The 22,615-nt window shown below is 28.0% G+C and carries 32 protein-coding genes and 1 pseudogene; 2 read left to right on the top strand and 31 right to left on the bottom strand.

The window, feature by feature from the left end; genetic code table 4:
- Nucleotides 1-5: 5 nt before the first annotated feature.
- The 28 genes and pseudogenes from rpsK to AAHM79_RS00795 all read right to left on the bottom strand — a co-directional run bounded on the left by rpsK (nucleotide 6) and on the right by AAHM79_RS00795 (nucleotide 15,002).
- Nucleotides 6-398, bottom strand: coding sequence for a 30S ribosomal protein S11 (gene rpsK, locus AAHM79_RS00930; RefSeq protein WP_342257865.1), 393 nt, complete (start codon nucleotides 396-398; stop codon nucleotides 6-8).
- Nucleotides 399-415: 17 nt separating this feature from the next.
- Nucleotides 416-814 (bottom strand): 30S ribosomal protein S13, encoded by a 399-nt coding sequence (gene rpsM, locus AAHM79_RS00925; RefSeq protein WP_174480910.1) that lies wholly within the window; start codon nucleotides 812-814, stop codon nucleotides 416-418.
- A gap of 24 nt (nucleotides 815-838) precedes the next feature.
- Nucleotides 839-952 carry a 50S ribosomal protein L36 gene (gene rpmJ, locus AAHM79_RS00920; RefSeq protein ID WP_174480911.1) on the bottom strand — a complete coding sequence of 38 codons (114 nt, stop codon included), beginning with the start codon at nucleotides 950-952 and terminating at the stop codon, nucleotides 839-841.
- A gap of 21 nt (nucleotides 953-973) precedes the next feature.
- Nucleotides 974-1,294 (bottom strand): translation initiation factor IF-1, encoded by a 321-nt coding sequence (infA, locus tag AAHM79_RS09600; protein ID WP_348774424.1) that lies wholly within the window; start codon nucleotides 1,292-1,294, stop codon nucleotides 974-976.
- Complete coding sequence (map, locus tag AAHM79_RS00910) at nucleotides 1,294-2,076, bottom strand: type I methionyl aminopeptidase (protein WP_338958159.1); 783 nt, start codon at nucleotides 2,074-2,076, stop codon at nucleotides 1,294-1,296. Before map ends, infA begins: the two co-directional genes overlap by 1 nt.
- Nucleotides 2,069-2,734: an adenylate kinase gene (locus tag AAHM79_RS00905; protein WP_342257864.1), complete on the bottom strand. Its 666-nt coding sequence runs from the start codon at nucleotides 2,732-2,734 to the stop codon at nucleotides 2,069-2,071. Before AAHM79_RS00905 ends, map begins: the two co-directional genes overlap by 8 nt.
- A 9-nt stretch (nucleotides 2,735-2,743) precedes the next feature.
- Nucleotides 2,744-4,102 (bottom strand): preprotein translocase subunit SecY, encoded by a 1,359-nt coding sequence (gene secY / locus AAHM79_RS00900; protein ID WP_342257863.1) that lies wholly within the window; start codon nucleotides 4,100-4,102, stop codon nucleotides 2,744-2,746.
- Entirely contained in the window at nucleotides 4,103-4,546 is a 444-nt protein-coding gene (gene rplO / locus AAHM79_RS00895) for a 50S ribosomal protein L15 (protein ID WP_342257862.1), read from the bottom strand.
- Nucleotides 4,547-4,555: 9 nt separating this feature from the next.
- Nucleotides 4,556-5,260, bottom strand: coding sequence for a 30S ribosomal protein S5 (rpsE, locus tag AAHM79_RS00890; protein ID WP_338988156.1), 705 nt, complete (start codon nucleotides 5,258-5,260; stop codon nucleotides 4,556-4,558).
- Between the two features lie 18 nt (nucleotides 5,261-5,278).
- On the bottom strand, nucleotides 5,279-5,629 hold the full coding sequence (gene rplR / locus AAHM79_RS00885; RefSeq protein ID WP_174480918.1) for a 50S ribosomal protein L18: 351 nt from the start codon (nucleotides 5,627-5,629) through the stop codon (nucleotides 5,279-5,281).
- A gap of 30 nt (nucleotides 5,630-5,659) precedes the next feature.
- Nucleotides 5,660-6,214 carry a 50S ribosomal protein L6 gene (gene rplF, locus AAHM79_RS00880; protein ID WP_252319239.1) on the bottom strand — a complete coding sequence of 185 codons (555 nt, stop codon included), beginning with the start codon at nucleotides 6,212-6,214 and terminating at the stop codon, nucleotides 5,660-5,662.
- A 12-nt stretch (nucleotides 6,215-6,226) separates the two neighbouring features.
- Complete coding sequence (gene rpsH, locus AAHM79_RS00875) at nucleotides 6,227-6,631, bottom strand: 30S ribosomal protein S8 (protein ID WP_174480920.1); 405 nt, start codon at nucleotides 6,629-6,631, stop codon at nucleotides 6,227-6,229.
- Nucleotides 6,632-6,644: 13 nt separating this feature from the next.
- Nucleotides 6,645-6,830, bottom strand: coding sequence for a type Z 30S ribosomal protein S14 (locus AAHM79_RS00870; protein ID WP_174480921.1), 186 nt, complete (start codon nucleotides 6,828-6,830; stop codon nucleotides 6,645-6,647).
- Between the two features lies 1 nt (nucleotide 6,831).
- Nucleotides 6,832-7,389 carry a 50S ribosomal protein L5 gene (gene rplE, locus AAHM79_RS00865; protein WP_342257861.1) on the bottom strand — a complete coding sequence of 186 codons (558 nt, stop codon included), beginning with the start codon at nucleotides 7,387-7,389 and terminating at the stop codon, nucleotides 6,832-6,834.
- A 21-nt stretch (nucleotides 7,390-7,410) separates the two neighbouring features.
- Nucleotides 7,411-7,758, bottom strand: a complete 348-nt coding sequence (rplX, locus tag AAHM79_RS00860) for a 50S ribosomal protein L24 (RefSeq protein ID WP_252319242.1) — start codon at nucleotides 7,756-7,758, stop codon at nucleotides 7,411-7,413.
- Between the two features lie 13 nt (nucleotides 7,759-7,771).
- Nucleotides 7,772-8,140, bottom strand: coding sequence for a 50S ribosomal protein L14 (gene rplN, locus AAHM79_RS00855; protein ID WP_342257860.1), 369 nt, complete (start codon nucleotides 8,138-8,140; stop codon nucleotides 7,772-7,774).
- Between the two features lie 21 nt (nucleotides 8,141-8,161).
- Nucleotides 8,162-8,440 (bottom strand): 30S ribosomal protein S17, encoded by a 279-nt coding sequence (rpsQ, locus tag AAHM79_RS00850; protein WP_174480925.1) that lies wholly within the window; start codon nucleotides 8,438-8,440, stop codon nucleotides 8,162-8,164.
- The gene (gene rpmC / locus AAHM79_RS00845; protein WP_342257859.1) at nucleotides 8,440-8,934 is read right to left on the bottom strand and encodes a 50S ribosomal protein L29; all 495 of its coding nucleotides are present in this window, start codon (nucleotides 8,932-8,934) and stop codon (nucleotides 8,440-8,442) included. The genes rpsQ and rpmC overlap by 1 nt, the downstream gene beginning before the upstream one ends.
- Complete coding sequence (gene rplP / locus AAHM79_RS00840) at nucleotides 8,915-9,400, bottom strand: 50S ribosomal protein L16 (protein WP_342257858.1); 486 nt, start codon at nucleotides 9,398-9,400, stop codon at nucleotides 8,915-8,917. Before rplP ends, rpmC begins: the two co-directional genes overlap by 20 nt.
- A gap of 1 nt (nucleotide 9,401) precedes the next feature.
- On the bottom strand, nucleotides 9,402-10,145 hold the full coding sequence (gene rpsC, locus AAHM79_RS00835; protein WP_338958185.1) for a 30S ribosomal protein S3: 744 nt from the start codon (nucleotides 10,143-10,145) through the stop codon (nucleotides 9,402-9,404).
- 16 nt (nucleotides 10,146-10,161) lie between these two features.
- Entirely contained in the window at nucleotides 10,162-10,494 is a 333-nt protein-coding gene (gene rplV, locus AAHM79_RS00830; protein ID WP_174480929.1) for a 50S ribosomal protein L22, read from the bottom strand.
- Nucleotides 10,495-10,506: 12 nt separating this feature from the next.
- Entirely contained in the window at nucleotides 10,507-10,779 is a 273-nt protein-coding gene (rpsS, locus tag AAHM79_RS00825; protein WP_342257857.1) for a 30S ribosomal protein S19, read from the bottom strand.
- Nucleotides 10,780-10,793: 14 nt separating this feature from the next.
- Nucleotides 10,794-11,657 (bottom strand): 50S ribosomal protein L2, encoded by an 864-nt coding sequence (gene rplB / locus AAHM79_RS00820; RefSeq protein ID WP_252319248.1) that lies wholly within the window; start codon nucleotides 11,655-11,657, stop codon nucleotides 10,794-10,796.
- Between the two features lie 24 nt (nucleotides 11,658-11,681).
- Complete coding sequence (gene rplW / locus AAHM79_RS00815; RefSeq protein ID WP_252319250.1) at nucleotides 11,682-11,975, bottom strand: 50S ribosomal protein L23; 294 nt, start codon at nucleotides 11,973-11,975, stop codon at nucleotides 11,682-11,684.
- Nucleotide 11,976: 1 nt separating this feature from the next.
- A complete protein-coding gene (rplD, locus tag AAHM79_RS00810) occupies nucleotides 11,977-12,606 on the bottom strand; it encodes a 50S ribosomal protein L4 (protein ID WP_281748516.1) in 630 nt (209 codons plus the stop codon).
- Nucleotides 12,607-12,629: 23 nt separating this feature from the next.
- Nucleotides 12,630-13,322, bottom strand: a complete 693-nt coding sequence (gene rplC, locus AAHM79_RS00805; protein ID WP_174480934.1) for a 50S ribosomal protein L3 — start codon at nucleotides 13,320-13,322, stop codon at nucleotides 12,630-12,632.
- 115 nt (nucleotides 13,323-13,437) lie between these two features.
- Nucleotides 13,438-13,740 (bottom strand): annotated as a pseudogene (rpsJ, locus tag AAHM79_RS00800) (30S ribosomal protein S10); the annotation flags it as partial.
- Nucleotides 13,741-14,051: 311 nt separating this feature from the next.
- On the bottom strand, nucleotides 14,052-15,002 hold the full coding sequence (locus tag AAHM79_RS00795) for an IS30 family transposase (RefSeq protein ID WP_342257856.1): 951 nt from the start codon (nucleotides 15,000-15,002) through the stop codon (nucleotides 14,052-14,054).
- Between the two features lie 342 nt (nucleotides 15,003-15,344).
- On the opposite strand from AAHM79_RS00795, the gene AAHM79_RS00790 reads away from it, so the two are divergent.
- Entirely contained in the window at nucleotides 15,345-16,625 is a 1,281-nt protein-coding gene (locus AAHM79_RS00790) for a hypothetical protein (protein WP_342257855.1), read from the top strand.
- Between the two features lie 104 nt (nucleotides 16,626-16,729).
- Here the strand turns inward: AAHM79_RS00790 and AAHM79_RS00785 are convergent, their stop codons facing one another.
- Complete coding sequence (locus AAHM79_RS00785) at nucleotides 16,730-18,124, bottom strand: hypothetical protein (protein ID WP_342257854.1); 1,395 nt, start codon at nucleotides 18,122-18,124, stop codon at nucleotides 16,730-16,732.
- 284 nt (nucleotides 18,125-18,408) lie between these two features.
- Between AAHM79_RS00785 and AAHM79_RS00780 the strand changes: the two genes are divergently transcribed.
- On the top strand, nucleotides 18,409-19,359 hold the full coding sequence (locus tag AAHM79_RS00780; RefSeq protein ID WP_342257853.1) for an IS30 family transposase: 951 nt from the start codon (nucleotides 18,409-18,411) through the stop codon (nucleotides 19,357-19,359).
- A 181-nt stretch (nucleotides 19,360-19,540) separates the two neighbouring features.
- Here AAHM79_RS00780 and AAHM79_RS00775 read toward each other — a convergent pair whose 3' ends face one another.
- The gene (locus tag AAHM79_RS00775; RefSeq protein ID WP_342257852.1) at nucleotides 19,541-20,530 is read right to left on the bottom strand and encodes a GMP reductase; all 990 of its coding nucleotides are present in this window, start codon (nucleotides 20,528-20,530) and stop codon (nucleotides 19,541-19,543) included.
- Between the two features lie 129 nt (nucleotides 20,531-20,659).
- Nucleotides 20,660-22,498, bottom strand: a complete 1,839-nt coding sequence (gene pepF, locus AAHM79_RS00770; protein ID WP_342257851.1) for an oligoendopeptidase F — start codon at nucleotides 22,496-22,498, stop codon at nucleotides 20,660-20,662.
- Nucleotides 22,499-22,615 lie beyond the last annotated feature (117 nt).

The following is a 22,615-nucleotide window of genomic DNA, read 5'->3' as shown; positions in this document are numbered from 1 at the left end:
CTACTTTATTTTCTTGGTTTTTTTGGTGGACGACAACCATTATGAGGGATTGGTGTCACATCATTTAAATCTTTGATTTCAAAACCTACTGCTTGTAAACTACGAATTGATGGTTCTCTTCCTGGTCCTGTTCCATTAACAAAAACACTTAAAATTTTAACTCCGTGTTCCATAGCAGTTTTACCTGCAGCTTCAGCTGCTAACTGTGCTGAGTGAGGAGTTGATTTACGAGTTCCTTTGAAACCTACTGCTCCAGCACTTGATCAAGCAATAACATTACCATTAAGATCAGTAATAGTAACAATAGTATTATTAAAACTTACTTTAATAAATGCTTTTGCTTTAATAAAATTAGGATTAACTTTAATTTTTTTCTTTACTGTTGTTTTTATATTCATTATTTTTTTCCTCCTAATTAACTTGCTTTTTTCTTGTTAGCAACCGTTTTACGTGGTCCCTTGCAAGTTCTTGCATTAGTTTTTGTTGATTGTCCTCTGGCTGGTAATCCTTTACGATGACGAATACCACGATAACATCCAATTTCCATTAATCTCTTAATGTTTAAAGACACTTCACGTCTTAGTTCACCTTCAGTTTTATATTTCTTTTCAATTAATTGACTAATTGAACTTAATTCTTTTTCTGTTAATTCATTAATTTTTTTAGTTTCTTCAATTTTTAGTTCTTTTAATATTTCTGAAGATTTGCTGCGACCAATTCCATAAATTCTTGTTAAACCAATTACTGTATGTTGATTTCCAGGAATATTTACTTGCGCAATTCTTCGACTTGCATTATTAGTATTTGATGTCATATTTATTTTTCCTCCTTAATATTTCTATCCTTGACGTTGCTTATGTTTAGGATTTTCACAAATGATTACATTACGTTTTTTACGTTTGATTGGTTGACATTTGTCACAAATTTTTTTAACTGATGCTTGTACTTTCATCATTTTCCTCCTGTTAAACTATTAGTTTTCTTTGTTTTCATCATCTTTATTTATCGGTAAATGTGTAGTAGCCATTCTGTTACGAAAAGTAATTCGTCCTTCAGTTAAATTATAAGTTGATAATTCAACTTTTACATGATCACCTTTGATAATTTTAATTTTATGTGTTTGCATACGACCAGATGGTCTTACAATAGGAGTAAAGTCATATTCATTCAACTTTACTTTAAATCTAGCATTAGGTAAGACTTCTATTACTATACCTTCACATTCAATAGTACTATCATTAGTTTTTTTTACTTTTTGAACTTTGGGTTTAACTACTTGTTTTGGTTTAGCCATTAATTACATTCCTCATTATTTTTTTGATTTTCATTAAGTATTGTTAGTACTTCACATCCATCATTAGTTACTAGGATAGTGTGTTCAAAGTGAGCAGTCTGCTGTTTATCAGCAGCAACTACTGTTCACTTATCACTTAAAACCAGAATTTTATCAGTTGTTGTTTGAACCATTGGTTCAATACAAATTGTCATTCCTGACTGCAATTTTATTCCAGTGTTGGGCTTACCAACATTAGGAATAGCTGGGTCTTCGTGGAGTTTTTTACCAATACCATGCCCAGTATATGATGTTGGTAAATAAAAGCCTTCGCTTTCTACATAAGTTTGAATGGCGTTACTAATATCACCAATTCTAACTCCTGGTGCAATAATTGCTATTGCTTTATTTAATGATTCTTTAGTCACATTAATAAGTTTTGCTTGTTCTGGTGTTGGTTTCCCACCAACACACATTGTAAAGGCAGCATCTGCATGATAACCATTAACAGCAGCACCAGCATCAATTTTCACAATATCATTCATTTTAAAAGGTTTATCATTAGGAATGCCATGAATTAATTGTTCATTAACTGAAACACAAATTGTGGCAGGAAACCCATGATAATTTAAAAAAGAAGGTACAGCATTATTTTCTTTAATAATTTGTGCTGCCACTTTATCAAGTATTTTACCCGTTATCCCAACTTTTATTATCTTTGCTAACTCTTTATGAATAAGTGCTACAACTTGACTAGCGGCTTTGATATTTTGAATTTCACTTTGACTTTTAATGCTAACCATTATTTTTATTTCCTTTTAATGATGATAAATATGATTTAATTTGTTTTTTAATATCACTATTATCTTGGTTGGCATCCACTGTTCTTAACAGTCCACGTTCTTGATAAGAATCTACCAATGGTGCCGTTGCTACTTTGTAAGTTTTTAAACGATTGATAATTGTCTTTTCATCACTATCATCAATTCGCTTAATTAATTTTACCCCATCATTATCACAAATACCAGTAATCTTTGGTGGTAGGAAATTAAGATTATAAATTGCTTTACATTGAGGACAAGTAACTCTTGAATACAAACGTTTAATAACTGTTTCTTCATTAATATCTAGATACAATACCATTGAAAGCGTTTCATTCAAACTTGTTAATACTTTGTCTAATGATGCTACTTGTGAGATTGTTCTTGGATAACCATCAAGAATAAAATTATGTTTAATATTTTTTAAAGTATTACTAATAATCTCATTTGTAATCTCATCAGGAACATATTGACCCTTATTAACATAAGTTTGAGCTTTTTTACCTACTGGTGATTGTTTTGTGATTTCATCACGAAACAAATCACCAGTTGATAAATGCATTAAATTATATTGTTCTTTCAGAAACTGTGACTGTGTCCCTTTCCCTGATCCTGGTGGACCTAAAATAATTAAATTCATCGTTACCCCCTAAGACCATAAGTGTTCTTTAACATCTTTGTTGTCCTTATAATTTAAGAATGAATGTTGAGTAATTCGTCCCTTAATTTGTTTTGTTGTATCTAATGCTACTCCAACCATAATTATTAATCCAGTTCCACCAACTGCTAATGAAGAAGGTAGATTAGTAAATTTAGAAATCAAAAATGGAGTTACTGCAACAGCAGTTAAGAAAAAGGAACCAATCGTACTTAAACGATTTAACATTCTTTTAATATAAATTTCTGTTTCCTTCCCTGGCTGAACGCCAGGAATATAAGTTCCTGATTTTTGAAAATTCTTAGCCATTTGTTCTGGATTAATTTGCACTTGTGCATATAAGAAAGTAAACATAATCGTCATTATAGCAAAAATACTAATTCCCGGCCACGACTGTAAAGATAAATAATTTCTAGCAAAATTAGCAAAACCACTATTTTGATCAACAATTTGTGCCACTGTCATTGGAGCAGTAATTAGTGCCGAAGAAAAAATAACAGGAATTACTCCGGCTGAGTTAACTTTTAAAGGTAAATAAGAACTTTTATCACCCTTTAAAGTTAAACCACTACCAGTTTGTTGAATTGGTAAGTGTCGCTCTGATTCACTAAAGAATACAACAACAAGAATAATCAGTAGGACGGCTGCAAAATAAAGAGCAAATTTTAAAGCCCCTTGAAAAATAACACCGTTATTAGTATCTGGTCCTACTCAATACTTAAAAGTTGAAGCTAAGTTAAATGGTAAATTAGCAGCAATTCCACCAAAAATAATTAGTGAAATTCCATTACCAATACCACGATTAGTAATCTGATCAGCCATTCATAATGATAACATTGTCCCTGCTAGTAAAATAGCTGGAATTAATACATAATAGAAAACTTCTGGTCCGGCTGCTCCCGATCCCGAACTTCAATCAACACTAATAATATGTTTAGATTGTAAGCCAAAGATAGTGGCAAAACCTTGCATAATAGCAAAGGGAACAGTTAATACTCGATTCATTAACTCTAATTTTTTCTTACCTTTTTCGCCTGATTTAGCCCATCTTGTTAAAGTAGGAACAACATCAGTTGATAATAACTGCACAATAATTGATGCAGTAATGTAAGGCGAGACTCCAAGTGCAAAAACAGAAAATCTGCTAATAGCACCACCACCTAACATTGAAATTAAATTAAAGAATTCAATACCACTACTATTACTGCTACTTAAATCTTCATTCAAAGTTACTCCTGGAACTGTAATAAATGCTCCAACACGAAAGATAAATAAAATAAAAATGGTAAATAAAATTCTAATTATAACTTCTTTATACTTTTTTATTAATTCACGGGTTGTTGTGAACACTTAGATCACCTGCGCTTTTCCTCCGGATTGTTCAATAGCAGTAATTGCTGATTTTGAAAATTTATGAGCTTTAATTGTTTTTGGTGTTGTTAATTTACCTTTACCAAGAACTTTAATACCATCTTTTTTACTTCTAATCAATTTTAATTGAAATAAAAGTTCAGGTGTTATTTCATGCTCTTTAATTAAATCAATTTGTTCTAAGTTAATAATACTATAATTGGTTGTAGTAAAGTTAGTAAACCCTCGTTTTGAAATACGACGGTACAGTGGTGTTTGTCCTCCTTCAAATCCGGGTCTTGTTCCACCACCGGTACGGGCATTTTGTCCTTTTGTCCCTTTACCAGCCGTTTTACCTTTTCCAGATGAAGTTCCTCTACCTAAACGTTTAATGTCTTTACGAGAACCTGGTGTTGGTTTTAAGTTATGTAATGTTGTTTCCATAATCCACCTCTAACCATTACTACGCTTAGTAGTAAGATTTTTATTTTTTATAAAATATTCTGCTGGTTTAACATTGCCAAGACCTGCAATTGTTGCTCTAGCTAAATTAATTTTATTTCTAGATCTAAATGCTTTTGAATAAATATTATGAATACCAGCTAATTCTAAAATATCACGAGCAGATCCACCAGCTTTAATTCCGATTCCTTCTTTAGCTGGTTTTAATAAAATTTCACTTCCACAATATTTACCTTTAACTTCATGAACAATAGAATTATTGTTTTTAGTTATCGTAATTGTTGTTAAATTTTTGTGAGCAGCTTCAATTGCCTTTTTAATTGCATCAGGAACTTCATTGGCTTTAGATATACCAAAACCAACTACTCCTTTACCATTACCAATAGCAACAGCAGCAGAGAAACGCAATCTTCTTCCCCCAGTTGTTACTTTGTTAATTTTTCTGATTCAAATCACTTTTTCAATAAATTCACTTGGAGTTTTTGGTTTACGTTCAAAATTTTTACGTGGTTCACGAACTTTATTTTCTTTTTTATCGTGGCTATTTCTTGGTTGTGATGAATTAGTATGTCTAATTTTATTTTCATTACCAGCAGGATTTTTTACTTCTGCTTTAACAGAAGGTTTTGCTACTGATTTTTGAACTTCAGTATTTTCTTTATCATCAATAATTGTTTTTTTATTTTCTAAACTCATACTTTTAATTCTCCTTTTTTAGAATTCTAATCCAGCACTACGCGCCGCTTCTGCGAATGCTTTCACTTTACCATGATATAAATATCCACCACGATCAAAAACCACTTTTTTAATTTTTTTCTTAATAGCTAAATTAGCAATTGTTTCTCCAAGTTTAGTAGCAGCATCTATATTGCTTTTTGATGCTAAATCTTTAAATGTTAATGTTGATACACCAATAATTGTATTTGAAGCAGTATCGTCAATAATTTGAGCATAAAAACTATTATTAGATTTAAAGATATTTAAGCGTGGTCTTTCACTAGTACCCATAATTTTACTACGAATACGATAATGACGAACTTTACGAGCTTGTTGTTTATTAATCATTTTCTATTCTCCTTAAGTGCCAGTATAAGATTATTTACCTTTACCAGCAGCTTTTCCTTCCTTACGACGAATGTGTTCATTTTTATATTTAATTCCTTTACCTTTATATGGTTCTGGTTTACGGAATTTACGAATTTTGGCTGCAACTTCTCCAATTAATTGTTTATCAATACCACTAATTTGTAATACTGTTGGTTTAGGAGCAACAATGGTAATTCCTTGCGGAATTTCAAACTTAATAGGATGAGAATATCCTAATGTTAAATTTAAGATATTAGCTTGAACAGCAGCACGATATCCAACACCATTTATTTCTAATTCTTTCATGAAACCTGTTGATACACCAACTAACATTCCATTAATTAATGAATTAGTTGTTCCGTGAAGTTGTTTATTTTTTTTGTTATCATCAGGTCTTGTTGTAGTAATTGTTTTTTTCTCTTCATCAACGTTAATTTTAATAACATTTGGTAATAGTTTTTTTAAAGAACCTTTTGCTCCTGTAACAGTTAACAAGTTACTTGCATCTAGCGTTATTGAAGTATTTACTGGAATGGTAAGGATACGGTTACCAATACGTGACATATAGTTTCCTCCTTATCATACATAAGCAAGAACTTCGCCACCAAGACCAAGTTTTTTTGCTTGTTTATTTGTCATAATACCTTTTGATGTAGAAATGATTGCAATTCCATAACCATTTAACACACTTGGTAAGTCTTCACATTTTGCATACATTCTTAATCCTGGTTTAGATATTCTTTTTAAACCAAGAATTGGACTTTTACCAGTATGAACTAATAAAAGTTCTAATTTAGGTTTGCTAGGATTTTCTTTAGTAACACGATATTTTTCAATATAACCATTTTTTTGCAAGATATCAGCTATCTTAACTAGTTGTTTTGAAGAAGGTACACTAACTACTCGATGTTTACTGCTATCCGCAGCGCTAATAGCATTACGAATAACTGTTAAAATATTACTTATTGGATCTGTCATCATAATTATATACCTCCTATCATGATGCTTTTCTAATACCAGGAATTTGTCCTTGGTATACTAAACCGCGAAAACAAATACGGCATAACATAAATTTACGAATAACCGCATGAGGACGGCCACACTTTTGACAGCGTGTATATGCTTGCGTACTAAACTTTGATTTACGGGCTTGTCTTACTTTTAATGAAGTTTTTGCCATCTTATGCCACCTGCTTTCCTTGTTTTTTAAACGGTAATCCTATTTTTTTTAATAACAATAATGCTGTTGCATTATTTGATGTTGTGGTAATAATTGAGATTTCCATACCACGAACTTTATCTACTTCTTCATAATTAATTTCAGGGAAAATAATTTGTTCTTTAATACCAACAGTGTAATTACCATTTTGATCAAATGCTTTAGCTGATAAACCTTGAAAATCACGAATTCTTGGTAAAGAAATTGAGATAAATTTATCAAGGAAATCATACATTTTTTCGCCACGTAATGTAACTTTACAACCAATTGGTATTCCTGCTCTTAATTTAAAGCCGGCAATTGACTTTTTTGCTTTAGTGATAATTGGTTTTTGACCAGTAATTTTTGATAATTCAAATACTGATTTATCAATGGCTTTTGGATTACTACTTGCATCTCCAACGCCAATATTAATAACAACTTTTTCAATTTTGGGTACTTGCATTATTGATGTAAAATTTAATTCTTTTTGCAATTGGGGAATAATAGTTTTATTATATTTTTCTTGTAAACGATTCATTTTTATGCTGTTACTCCTTTATTATCGTAATTCTGTTTCAGATCTTCGTGCAATACGAATTTTTTTGCCATCTTTATCAATTTTGTACCCAATTTTTGTTACTTTTTTATCTTTTTTACCATCAAGGATCATTACATTAGAAATGTGAACACTAGTTTTTACTTCCACAATTCCACCTTCTTGATCATTTTGGGTAGGTTTTTTATTTTTCTTAGCAGTAATACCTTCAATAATAACACGATTTTTTTCACGAAGTACTTGGATAATTGGTCCGGTATGACCTTTATGCTTTCCTGCAATGATTTTAATTTGGTCGCCTCTTTTTAATTTAGTATCAAGACTAATAACTGGTTTCTTTTTGCTTGCCATTTATTTCATCCTCCTAAACAATTTCTTCTGCTAAAGAAGCAATTTTATTATAACCACGCTCTTTAACTTCACGAGCCAAGACACCAAATACTCTAGTACCACGTGGTGTTTTATCTTCTTTAATAATTACTACTGCATTATCATCAAATTTTACACAAGAACCATCATTACGTTTTACACCAAATTTACTACGTACGACAACTGCTTTAACAACTTGTCCTTTTTTCATTGCACTATTAGGTGTTACTGATTTTGCTGAACAAACAACAATATCACCGATTTTAGCAAATTTTTTAGTACTACCACCCAAAACTCTAATAACCATAACTTCTTTAATACCAGTGTTGTCAGCCACATGGGCTCACGATAGATTTTGTAACATCTTTCTTATCCTCCTGGTTAATTAAGCTTTTTTATTTGTTTTAGATTCAATAATCTTTAACAAACGGAAGCGTTTTAGAGCTGAAAGTGGACGAGTTGAAATGATTTCAACCTTGTCACCAATTTTAGCTTGGTTAGTTTCATCATGGGCATGATACTTTTTAGTTGACTTAAAACTTTTATGGTACATTGGATGTCGTTTTGAAGTTTCAACAACAACAGTAATTGTTTTATCATTTTTGTCAGAACTTACAATTCCAACAAAAGTTTTACGTTGTTTGCTTGGAATAATATTTGTCATTATTCTTTGTCCTCCTTAGCTGGTGTCACAGTTTTCTTAACTGTAGGTTTTTTAGATGGTTTTTCTACTTTAGTAGTAGTAACTTTTTTAACTTCTTTGTTTGATGATTTTGCTTTAGTTGTTTTTTCAGTAACTTCTTTTTTAGCAATTTTATCTGATTCTTTAATAACTTCTGATTTAGTTATTGTTTTAACTTTAATATCTTTTTTATCATCAACTTTAGCAACTTTTTTAGTTTTTTTGCTTTCTTTATTTTCTTCTGGTAATACCATTTTATTAATATGTAATGGTTTGATTTTTTCACCATTATTAATTCTGATAGTTAATTCAGTTTTAATACGAGCAATATCCTTACGAAGATTATTTATCATATGCGGAGTTTCTAGTTTACCTAACGAACTTTGAATTCGTAAAGCAAACAATTGCGCACGAAGAATTTCTTCATGTTGTTGTAATTCTAAAGTTGATTTATTTTTAATTACTTGCATTTCCATTTGCTTCACCCAATTCTTTTGTTAAATTTTTAGCAACCTTTACTTCTTCTGTTGGTTTTATTTCTCTAGTAACAATTTTACATTTGATTGGCAACTTGTGCATTGCAAGACGCAATGCTTCACGTGCTGTTGCTTCATTAGGATATGATACTTCAAACATAACTGTTTTTGCTTTTACTACTGAAACTCAATGATCAATTGAACCTTTCCCTGATCCCATACGTACTTCCGCTGGTTTTCTAGTAATTGGTAAATGTGGAAAGATTCTAATTCAAACTTTTCCACCACGTTTCATGTAACGTGTCATTGCTACTCTGGCTGCTTCAATTTGTCTTTCAGTAATGTAAGAACCTTCTTCAGCACGAAGTCCGTAAGTTCCAAAAGCAACTGTTTTACAACCTTTTGCAGTTCCTTCATAACTTAAACGGTGGACGCAAGAGTGTTTATATCTCTTAGGTATAGCCATCTTACTTTACCTCCTTACGTGGTTGTTGTGAGTAATTATTTCGGCGATTGTTATTATTTCTTTGATTATATTTTGAAATAATTTCAGGTTGAGTTGAGTCAGTTCCTGATAAAATTTCACCTTTATATACTCAAACTTTAATACCAATTTGACCAAAAGTTGTTTTTGCCTCAGCAGTAGCATAATCAATATTACTACGTAATGTTGCTAAAGGAACACTACTTTCTGAATAACCTTCAACACGTGCCATATCCGCTTCACCAAGTCTTCCTGAAACACGAGTTTTAATTCCCTTTGCTCCAGCACGAAGTGCTTTACGAATTGCTAATTTTTGTGTTGTACGATGTGACATACGATTGCTTATTTGTTGTGCTAATGTATTAGCAATTGTTTGCGCATCAATATCAGGATTTTTAATTTCAACAACATTAATTCTAATACCTATTTTACGATTTTTAATTGTTTTACGAACTAGTGTTGTTAATACTTCAATGTTTGAACCGCCTTGCCCTAAAACTGAACCAACACGAACACAGTGGATAAATAAGGTAATTTGTGATTTAGTTCTTTCAATTTCAATTTTAGAAACACCAGAAGTTTTTAAATGTGCAAATAGTGCTTTTCTAATTTTGTGGTCTTCTAAAATTCATTTTGCTAAATCTTCGTTACTAGTTGTATATCAACGTGATTGTCAATCTTTATTGATACCATATCTTAATCCATTTGGACTAACTTTGTGACCCATATTACTTATTTACCTCCTAATTATCGCTAACCACGATAGTGATTTTGCTTGTTCTTTTTAAGATTTGATATGCTCTACCATGAGCACGGGGCATAAATCTTTTCATAGTTGGACCTTCATTTACAAATATTTCCTTAATACGTAATTTGTTGGCTTCCATTCCATAGTTATTAGCAGCATTAGCAACTGCTGAATTAATTAATTTTATAATTGGCTGTGCTGCGCGTTTTTTTTCATGAGCTAGAATTACTAGAGCTTTGGCAACAGCATTATCACGAACTAAATCGGCTACTAAACGCACTTTTCTTGGACTAATGCGTAATTTATCTAAATGAGCTTTTGCTTCCATAATTTCTATCTCCTAACGCTTTTTCTTGTCAGAACCGTGACCACCCAACTTACGTGTGGGTGCGAATTCTCCTAATTTATGACCAACCATATCTTCTGTTACATATACAGGTAAATGTGTTTTGCCATTATGTACACCGAATGTATGTCCAACAAATTGTGGGAAAATTGTTGAACGACGAGATCAAGTTTGAATAATTTTTTTTGATTTATTTTTATTTTGAGTTTCCACTTTGTTTAATAAATGACTATCAGCAAAGGGTCCTTTTTTTAAAGATCTTGACATATATTACTTTCCTCCTACTTTGTTGCATTTCTTCTTCGTACAATTAATTTATTTGATGCTTTTTTACTATCACGAGTTTTTAAACCTAATGCTTTTTTACCTCATGGTGTTACTGGAGCTTTTCTTCCGATTGGAGCTTTACCTTCTCCTCCACCATGTGGGTGATCATTTGGATTCATAACACTACCACGAACAGTAGGTCTAATTCCTTTTCAACGATTTCTTCCCGCTTTACCAATGTTTACTAAGTTATGATCATCATTTCCAACTGTACCAATTGTAGCTCGACAATTACTTAATACTTTTCTAACTTCACCTGATGTTAATTTTAATAATGTATACTTAGCTGTTTCATCACGACCAAGAATTTGAACACTACCACCAGCACTTCGTGCCATTTGTCCACCTTTACCTGGTTTTAATTCAACATTATGAACAACTGTTCCTTGTGGAATCTGTGATAATGGTAAACAGTTACCAACAGTAATATCAATTTTAACAGTATCACTGTTTTCACCACTTAATAACTTATCTCCTACTTTGATTCCTTTTGGTGCTAAGATATAACGCTTTTCACCATCAAGATAAGAAATAAGACAAATGTTAGCATTACGATTTGGATCGTATTCAATTGTTTTAACTGTTCCAACTACATTGTCTTTGTTACGTTTAAAATCAATAATACGGTATTTAACCTTATGACCATTACCTTGATGTCTTACTGTAATTTTACCTTGATTATTTCTACCAGCTTGTTTAACTAAATTTACTAATAAAGATTTTTCAGGGCTATTACCAATAGTTAAGTTCTGTTTGTAATCCAGAACGGTCATATTACGTCTTCCTGCAGTAGTGGGATTAATTTTTCTAATTGCCATTGTTTTTTTCTCCTTCCAATCTCATTAGCTTTGTTCTTCAGAACTAAACAAACTTAATTGTTCACCAGGAGCTAATTTAATAAGAGCTTTTTTTACTGCCGATGTTTTTCCAACAAATCTACCAACAGTTTTAGTTTTTGGTTTACTATTAATAATATTAACGTCTGCTACTTTAACTTCAAAAATCTGTTCAAAGGCTTTTTTAACGTGACTTTTATTAGCTTTACGGTTAACAGTAAATGTATAGATACCTTCAGCCATTTGTTTATAAGTTTTCTCAGTTAATACTGGTTTTACTATAACTTCACTTAAATGCATATTAAATTAAAGCCTCCTCAACGATTTTAATTGCCTCAGTAGTAAACAATACTTTTTTAGCATTTAATAAATCGTAAATATTAATACTATTAGCAGCGATTGTTGTTGTTCTAGGTAAATTACGACCTGATTTAATAACTGTTTCTTTATTGCTTATTCCTGAAACAATTAGTGTTTTATTGTTTGCTAATTCTAAAACTTTTAAAGTTTCTAACATAATTTTAGTTGAAGGTTTTTCAAAGTTTAATTCATCAATTACAACTATGTTTTTATTTTGGAATTTGGCAGCCAATGCTGATTTTATTGCCAATCTTCTTACTTTTTTTGGTAATCCAATTAAATAATTACGATCAGTATTTGGTCCAAAAACAATCCCCCCACCTTTTCATTGTGGTGAACGAATTGAGCCTTGACGAGCATTCCCTGTTCCTTTTTGTTTTCATGGTTTTCTACCACCGCCAGCAACTTCAGCACGACTTTTAACAGCGTGTGTTCCTTGACGTTTTGTAGCATTATAACTTAATAAACTATCAAACTGCGCTTGCTTGTGGGGTTCAATTCCTCAAATTTTTTCGTTTAAAGTTAATTCGCTAACTTTTGTTCCAGCGTTGTTAACAACATTAATTTTCATTTTGCTATCCTCCATAATTAACTTTATTGACCATCAGTAACTTCGGTTGTAGTATTTTGATTTCTAACAACTAATGATACTGGGGTTTTGAGAATTGGTTTTTTAACTGCTTGTTTAATAACAAGAAAGCCTTGTTTTGGTCCTGGAACTGAACCTTTTACTAAAAGATAATTATTTTCTTTATCTACTTTAATAACTTCTAAGTTAGCAACACTACGTTTAACATTTCCCATTTGCCCTGGCATTGGTTGTGATTTAAACACACGGTTAGCATTAATAGAACCTGTTGAACCCATTTGACGATGTAAACCTGATCCATGACCCATTGGACCACGTGATTGATTATGACGTTTAATACGTCCTGTAAATCCTTTACCTTTAGAAGTTCCTTGGACATCAACGAATTCACCTGCTGTGAATACGTCAGCAACATTAATAAGATCTTTATGATTAAATCCGTTCATGTTACGAATTTCTTTCACGAAGCGCTTAGGTTGGCTGTCGGCTTTTTTAAAGTGTCCGATTGTTGGTTTGTTTGATAAAGTAACGCGAAGATCGAACGTTGCAAGTTGTAAACTACTATATTTGTCTTTTACATTTGTTTTAACTTGACTTACTACATTTGGTTGTACTTCGATAATTGTTACTGGAACTAGTTGTCCGTTGTTTAAGAAAACTTGTGACATTCCTAGTTTCTTACCTAAGATTCCTTTCATAATTTCCTCCTTGGAATATGTTGTAAATAATTAATATTTATCGATTTTAATAATTTTTTTTATTAATCTTTTTTGATACTTGATTTAAAGTTGATTTTTTTTCATCTTTAGATTCGATTATCAAAGAGATACTAACACTATTAGGGATAGTAAGTCCACTTAGAGCATTTAAAGATTTTGGTGATAATTGAGCACCAATAATTCTTTTGTGAGTTCTCTTTTCAAATTGTTCACGTGAATCTTTATGTTTATGCGGTGAACGAAGAATAGTGAAAATTTCTTTATGAGTTGGTAATGGAATTGGACCTACCACTTCAGCACCTTCTTTTTTTAACACATCTTTAATTTTCTGTGCTATTTGGTCAATAGCTGAGTGATCATAACTTTCTAAACGAATTTTTACTTTGTCTCCTATGATTGCCATTGGCTATATCCTCCTTAGAACGATTTTTAATAAAATAAAGAACAAAACATGTGATATAATGACAACTGATATCAGTGTATCAGCATTTATAAATAACAATCACGCCTTGTAAGTATAACATAGTGTAATGGTAAAAGGGAATAGCAAAATACAAAAAATACAAAAAAAAATAATGGGTTTTTTGTTCATAATCTTTTAACTATTAATTTAGTTGTAAAAAATAAAGATTTTTATTAAAAAAATAATAAAATACCGTTATTTTTTTATTATTTTCTTACTTGGCTAAATTGTAAAGGTAAGTGCAACTAAATTATTTTTCTATCCAAATATTCGATTGGTGAAAGATAATTTAGTATTTTTCTCGGTCTTTGATTTAAAGACAATATAAATTTATGAACTTCATTTTTATTAGTTTTTGAAAAAATAAATTTTTTAGGAAATTTTTCTCTAATTAAACCATTAGTATTTTCATTAGTAACTCTTTGTCAAGGTGAATATGGATTGGCAAAATAAATTTTTACATCTAAATTTTTTTCAAGTTGTTGTCAATTTGAAAATTCTTTGCCACGATCAAAAGTAATAGTTTTAACAATGTTTTTAGGAAGAATTGATAAATAATAACTGACATTTTTATTAATAACTTTAGTAGTTCTGTTTTTAACTAATATTGCTAAAGTAAATCGTGATACTCTTTCAACTAAAGTTATTAAACATGATTTGCTTTTACCTCGTGATGATACTATAGTATCTCCTTCTCAATGACCAAGTGTTATACGATCATTAACATTTATATCTCGTTCTTTAATTGATTTACCATTAAACTTGCCACGATTTTCTTTAGATTTTCGTTTTTTACCTTTTCTTCTTAAATTTTTACTAGTAACTTTATCAAGCATTCCAAAATAAATTCAAGTATAAATTGTTTTAAAACTAATAACTCACTCTTTATGAAAATTTTTAATTCTGCCATAAATTTGTTCAGGTGATCAACCTAATAGTAATTTTTGTTGTACATATTTTACTAAATTCTTATTTTTAAACTTATGAAAACTAATATGTGATTGTTTTCGATTTTCAGCTTTATTTTGTGCAATTAATGAAAAATAATGATTATTATCTTTATTTCTATTAATTTCTCGAATAATAGTACTAATACTTCGATTAAGATTTTTAGCTATTTCACTAATTTTAAATTTAAATTTCAATTGATTCTCAATATAAATCCTTTCATCTATGCCAAGATGTTTATAACTCATATAAAAACTCCTTACTTTTTTCTAAACTAAATTTAGCATTATGAAATTTTTATATGAGAATTTTTTGCAATTTTATTTACTTGCACTTACAAGTATAATTCAGCATATAAATTAAAAAATAATTTATTTTTGTTAGTAAATATTAGATTATTAATAATTTATTTTTAAAAGAATTATAAGTTATTGAATTGTATATAGAAAATAGTATTAATGTATATATCATGTAAATTTATTATATTTATATACAATGTAAAAGAAAAACTAAATATAGTTCTCAATCTATTATTTTTTTAAGAAAGTAATGATTTTTTTATATTAAATAAAAAAGGAAGGAAGAAGTTAGTGATAGAAACAATTAGAAAGGAATCAAAAATTTTTAAAGAAGAAATCAAAAAAATAGATAGTGTAATAAAAACAAAACAAAACAAAATAATAGTTTTAAAGATTGAAAAAAAAAAATTAGAAAAAGAAAGAAAAAAACATTTTGAACAAATTAAAAAAATAGACAAGATTATAAATATTAATGAACTTTATGAAATACAAAAACAAATAGAAAAAAATAGAGAAGAAATATTAAAATTAAAAAATCAATTACCAAATAAACAATTACAAACAACATATATGATAAAAAAATGAAAAGAAAACATAGTGGCATTAGATGAAGAGATATCCAAAGAAATGATACGAGAAGAGAAATTAGATAGTGAAATAAGAGTATTGGAAGTTGAAGGAACAAATATAGAACAGCAAATTGAAAATTTTAATGCTCATGATTTAAATAAAAAATTAATTTTATCAAAGTTAAAATTAAAAACAGCAAGATTAACTGTTAAGTTAGAAAGAAGAACATACAAAACAAAAAGAATATTTTGTAAAATTGCTAGAAATGAACTTGAAATAGCAAATAAATTTTTTTCAATAAAACAAGAAAATTGATGATTATGTCCAAATCTAAAATCAGAAAAAGAGGTTTTAGATGCAAGATTAAAAATAAGATTAAAATTGAAGATGGAAAATATTTGTGATTTAAATCATAGTATGAGTAGAAGAAATTTAGATATTGCAAAAATAGATAAAAAAATTGCAAAATTAAATTTTAGTATAAATAAAAAAAATATTGAAATTAATGGTTGTCTTGCAGCAGTAAGACAAATTTATAATTCACAAAGTATAAAAACACAAATAAAAATATTATTAAAATCTCCTTTTATTTGATTGAATAAACAATTTCAAAAATATAAATATGAATTAACGTTAAATCAATATCAAGCTCAATTAGAAAAATTAGAAAAAGAAATCCAAAAATTAGAAACAGATAAAGGAGGGCGAAATTTTTCTAATAAATTTTGAGTTATTATTAGTTGTGGTCGTTTTAATAATAATAGAAGCAATGAAATTAAACAACAAAAAAAGGCAAAATTATATGAAATTAAACAAAAGATTTCTGGATTAAGAAATCAAGCAACTATGCAATCTCAACCTTCAACATCTAGACATGCTGTATCTTGAAATGAAATGGATCCTAATCGCTGTTTCAATGAAATTGGATATAACGATGATAGGGGTTTACTTCTTCGTTTTAATATATTAAATAATTTTAATAATAAAAAAGTGAATTATTAATTCACTTTTTTATTATTATATAATGTATTTTTTCAGTTAATATTTTTAACTAAAATGTGTTATTTTTTTATATTTCATCAAAAGAGAAGTTAATGACTTTACTTTTACATAACTTGGATAGATGGTTGATTTGAATCTGGATGATCTATCGGTTCGCTTTCATTTATTAAGTTTGCATTAAATGGTTGAAAATTAAATTGTTTTATTAATTTTTTAAAACTATAATTTTGTGCTTGTTGATTAGCAAATCTTTCTATTCCTTTTATACTATTGGTTGCTATTTCTTTTGCAATTGAAATTTTTGTTCAAAATCAATCAAAATAAGAAAAAGAAAAAGAAGTAAGAGTATTTTCGAGAATTACTGTCAATAGTGTTAGTGGAAGTGCTTTTTTAATATTTTCTAAATTTATTTCTTTTTCTTCGCCATAAAGACCAGTTAATATATTTTTAAAAATTGATACAAAAAGAAGCATACTAACAGTACTACCATATTTAATAATTTTTGAAAAGTTTTGATTTTTTAAATTTTGTCATAATTTTTCAATGCAAGGTTGAGCAATTTTATCAAAAATTAATTCTTCAATTAAAATACTAGTAAAAAAGATACTTATTCTTTCTATAAAAGATATGAAGTTGAAATTTTCTTCACTAACATGTAAATATAAAAATTGATCTCAAATACTAATACCACCAATTACTAAAGAAAAAGATAAGTATTTTCATTTATTTTTTAAAGAAATAAGTTTGTAATTTAAATAAGATAAATTCATTACTATAACACCACTAATACCACTCATTAATACATCTCAAAAATTATGATAAAGATTTTCAGGTAACTTTTCTTTATGAAAATAATTTTTAGCTTCAAATAATAATACTGATCCGAAAGCAAAATTTAAAAAAATTGTATTAGGTAAAAACATATATTTTGAACTTAAAAATTTTTTAAAAAAATTAGGTTTTTCTTTATTTATTGGTAAAAAAGTAGTTAAATCCAAGTCATTTAAATTATTATTGTATTCTCTTTCTTCTTCATTATTGTATATTTTATATTTTGTTTCAATTTTTTTATTTTCATTTAAATTTGATAATTCTAAAATAACTGCACCATCATTTAATATAATTTCTTTCATTAAATATAATTGATTATTAATATTTGCTATTTTTTCATTTAAAACATCACCTGTTATAAATTTCGTATTATATTCTCAATTACCATTAATATCTAATCTTTTTTGTGTTTTTCCACCATAACGATCATCAGTATCCCTTCAATCATTGCTAAAATTAACAATAGTATGTACTGAATCACCATCAAATAATAAATTGTTTAAATTATTATTTTCTCTTGCATTTGTTATTTGAACATCATTTAAAGTTATAATACTTTCAGTACTAGATGAATCATTATGATTTATTGATATATGTGAATTATTAATTCCATTATAATTAATATGTTCATTTCTTTTTAATAAAGGTAATTTTTCTGTATTAATCATTTTTTCATCCCTTTCAAAATAAAAAACCATTTACTTTAAAATGAAAGTAAATGGTTTAAAAAACTTATATTAATTTTTATATTTATTATAAAGAAATAAAACGTATTTCACAATATATTTTTATCTAGTATTTTAAATAAAGTTTATTTAATTTATTTTTTATTAAAAATATAATTGAATGCTGAATTATACTTGTAAGTGCAAGTAAATAAAATTGCAAAAAATTCTCATATAAAAATTTCATAATGCTAAATTTAGTTTAGAAAAAAGTAAGGAGTTTTTATATGAGTTATAAACATCTTGACATAGATGAAAGGATTTATATTGAGAATCAATTGAAATTGAAATTTAAAATTAGTGAAATAGCTAAAAATCTTAATCGAAGTATTAGTACTATTATTCGAGAAATTAATAGAAATAAAGATAATAATCATTATTTTTCATTAATTGCACAAAATAAAGCTGAAAATCGAAAACAATCACATATTAGTTTTCATAAGTTTAAAAATAAGAATTTAGTAAAATATGTACAACAAAAATTACTATTAGGTTGATCACCTGAACAAATTTATGGCAGAATTAAAAATTTTCATAAAGAGTGAGTTATTAGTTTTAAAACAATTTATACTTGAATTTATTTTGGAATGCTTGATAAAGTTACTAGTAAAAATTTAAGAAGAAAAGGTAAAAAACGAAAATCTAAAGAAAATCGTGGCAAGTTTAATGGTAAATCAATTAAAGAACGAGATATAAATGTTAATGATCGTATAACACTTGGTCATTGGGAAGGAGATACTATAGTATCATCACGAGGCAAAAGCAAATCATGTTTAATAACTTTAGTTGAAAGAGTATCAAGATTTACTTTAGCAATATTAGTTAAAAACAGAACTACTAAAGTTATTAATAAAAATGTCAGTTATTATTTATCAATTCTTCCTAAAAACATTGTTAAAACTATTACTTTTGATCGTGGCAAAGAATTTTCAAATTGACAACAACTTGAAAAAAATTTAGATGTAAAAATTTATTTTGCCAATCCATATTCACCTTGACAAAGAGGTACTAATGAAAATACTAATGGTTTAATTAGAGAAAAATTTCCTAAAAAATTTATTTTTTCAAAAACTAATAAAAATGAAGTTCATAAATTTATATTGTCTTTAAATCAAAGACCGAGAAAAATACTAAATTATCTTTCACCAATCAAATATTTGGATAGAAAAATAATTTAGTTACACTTACCTTTACAATTTAGCAAATATTAAAAATAATTTAATTATTAGATTCTTTAATATCATTAAACAATTATCACAGTGAATTCAATTATCATCATAGGCAGTTTGATTTGCTTCTATTTTAATAAAAAACAATTCTGGGTACCCAGAATTGTTTTTAAAGAAAAATTAAAAGTTATTAACGATCATCACCATTATTAATAGTACCTTTAACAATAACATAATCACATTTTGTTAATGCAGATAAATCTTTACCACCAGCATAAGAAATAGCAGATTGTAAATCTTCTTCCATTTCTTTATAAGTATCAGCAATTGAACCTGTATATGGAACAAGTATTTTTTTACCTTCAATATTTTTTGCTTCCGCTTTGTTAAAAATACTTGCTGATCCAAAATATTCTTTGTAAGATTGACCATTTATTGTAACAATTTTGCCAGGTGATTCATCATAACCCGCTAAAATACTTCCTGCCATAATCATAGTGGCACCAAAAGCTATTGCTTTAGCAATATCACCATTACATCTAATACCACCATCTGCAATTAATGGTTTAGTGGTGCTATTGGCAACATCTTGTAAAGCATTTAATTGTCAACCACCTGTACCAAATCCAGTTTTTAGTTTAGTAATACAAGCTTTTCCTGGACCAACACCAAATTTAATTGCATCAGCGCCTCATTTTTCTAAATCTTTAACAGCGGTTTTTGTCATAACGTTACCAGCAATAATAAAAGGTTTAGTATTTGTTTTAGCAAAAGTAGTTTTTATAAATTTAATCATTTCTTCCATAGCATTACTATGACCATGAGCAATATCAATAGTAATAAATTCCGGAATTAGATTCAGTTTGAGTAATTGTTCAAGTAACTCTTTATCCTCTTTTTTAACACCAATGCTAATTGAAGCATATAACTTTTGTTCGTGCATACTTTTAATAAATTTAATTTGATCGATATTAAAACGGTGCATTACATAAAAGTAATTATTTTTAGCCAATCAAATACATAATTCTTGGTTAATGACAGCACTCATATTTGCTGGAATAATTGGAATTTTAAAAGTAAAACCATTTAGTTTAACACTGGTATCACATTCTTTTCGTGATTTAACTATTCCTTTATTTGCAATTAGATTTATATCTTCAAAATCAAATTTCACATTCATTTTTTATTTATTCTCCTTAGTCTTTACTAATTGTAATAGTCAAAATATGTACATATTATTTTATAACGTTTTAAATAAAATGCTAAAGGACTAAAACACCATTAGTATTATATATTATTTTTTTGCAATTTAATTATCTTTATTATTAATTAAGTCTGATAATTGATTAATCATTTTCTTTAAATTAGTAATTAATGGGTTATAAACATCAATTTGTGTTAAATCAACACCCGCATCTTTTAAAATATCTAATGGATATTTGCTGCCACCGGCTTTTAAAAAGTTAAGTAAATTTTCTTTTTTGCCGTTTTTAACATCTTCATAAAGTTTATAAGAAACGGTAATTGAAGTAGCATATTTATAAACATAATAAGGTGAGTGGAAAAAATGAAGAATTCGTGGTCATGAGTATCCTTTTGCTTTTTCTTCGTATTTATCTAATGCTTTTTGTCCATATTTATTAGCTGTATTTTCAAATAAATCAGCCAAAATATCGGCGTTTAATGGCACTTCTTTTTCTACTAATTTATGTGCTTCTCATTCAAATTCAGCAAATTGAATTTGACGAAAAAAAGTACCAATTACAGTTTCAATATGAGTTTGTAGTAAGTAAATGCGTTCTTGATTATTTGAGGCTTTATTATATAAATAATCAAAGGCTAGATGTTCATTAACTGTTGAAGCAACTTCAGCTAAAATAATTGGATAGTCAGCATTTGGATATTTTTGATATTTTTCTGAAAATAGGGTGTGAACAGAATGACCTAATTCATGAGCTAGTGTATTAAGTGAATTAATAGTATCATCTCAATTCATTAAAATAATGGGTTCTACGCCATTACCACCCGTTGAATAAGCACCAGTTCGTTTATTTGTGTCTTCATAATAGTCAATTCTACCTGGTAATAATGCTAAGTTTAATTGCTCTAAATATTCATCACCTAAGATACTTAAAATTTCTTTGACTGAATTAATACCTTCTTCAACACTGAATTTTTTGGTTGGTATTGTTGTCATTTTTAAACTAGTATCGGTACTATAAAATTTTTTAAATTTAAAAAATTTACGTTTTAAATTATAAAATTCTTCTACTAAAATAGCGTGTTTCTGTCCTGTTTTTATTAAATTTTCATATAGTATTAATGGTACATCATCACTTAATAGACTATATTCTAAAGTAGTTAAATGTTTTTTATTATCTTTTTCTTTATCGTTGTTACGAATTTTTATTTCTTCAACAGCTACTTCTAAAATGCTTTCATAAACTTGTGCTAATGAATGTTTTTTATTTTTAATATCTTCATAAAATTTTTTTGAAATATCAATTCTTAATTGTTGATCTTTTACTGGATTACTATTTTCTAAAATGTCTAAATATAAAGTTTGTGTTAATTCTTGTTCTTTATTTTGATAATTAAACATTGTTTTTTGTTTATCAGCATAAACCAAACTATCATATAAAACACCAGCAGCACTTCTTGATTTGCTAACTTTGCTTAGTAAAGTTTCATCGTGCTCACTTAAAATAAATTTTTCAAATTTAAAGAAAACTTCCATATCATGTTTATATATCATTAATGAGGGGTCATTATTAATTCAGTTTTTAATAGTTTGTAAACCAATAGTTTTGATTTCTGGTTCAATTCATGCTAACTTTTCCGATAACTTACTTTGTTGAGTCGCAAATAAACTAGATAATTGTTGCAATTCTAAGTTAGTTTGATCTAAATCTCCATAATGTAAATATTGCACAACTTTAGAACCTAACATTGATATTTCTTTGCTAATTGCTAAATATTTTTTAAAGTTATCAATATTATTTAATTTTCCTTTAAAAGTTAAAAGTTGATTGGCAAATTTATCAAACTCAGGTAAAGCTTTTTTTCAAGAGTCATTATTAATAAATAAATGCTTAAAATCTCAGCAGTACTTTTTTTTATCTTTTTCATTTAATTCAGAACGCTTCATAGTTTTTGCTCCATTCTATGGTAATATTACAATACAATAATAATACAATAATATTGTTTAACTTATCTATTTTTGTTGTAATTTTCGAAAATATTAATTCAGATATATTGTAATTAT

Origin of the sequence: Spiroplasma endosymbiont of Nomada ruficornis (assembly GCF_964030795.1) — a bacterium.
Taxonomy (GTDB): domain Bacteria; phylum Bacillota_I; class Bacilli_A; order Mycoplasmatales; family VBWQ01; genus Spiroplasma_E; species Spiroplasma_E ixodetis_A.
Note: the sequence above shows the minus strand (reverse complement) of the source record. Positions and strands in the feature narration are given on the sequence as shown.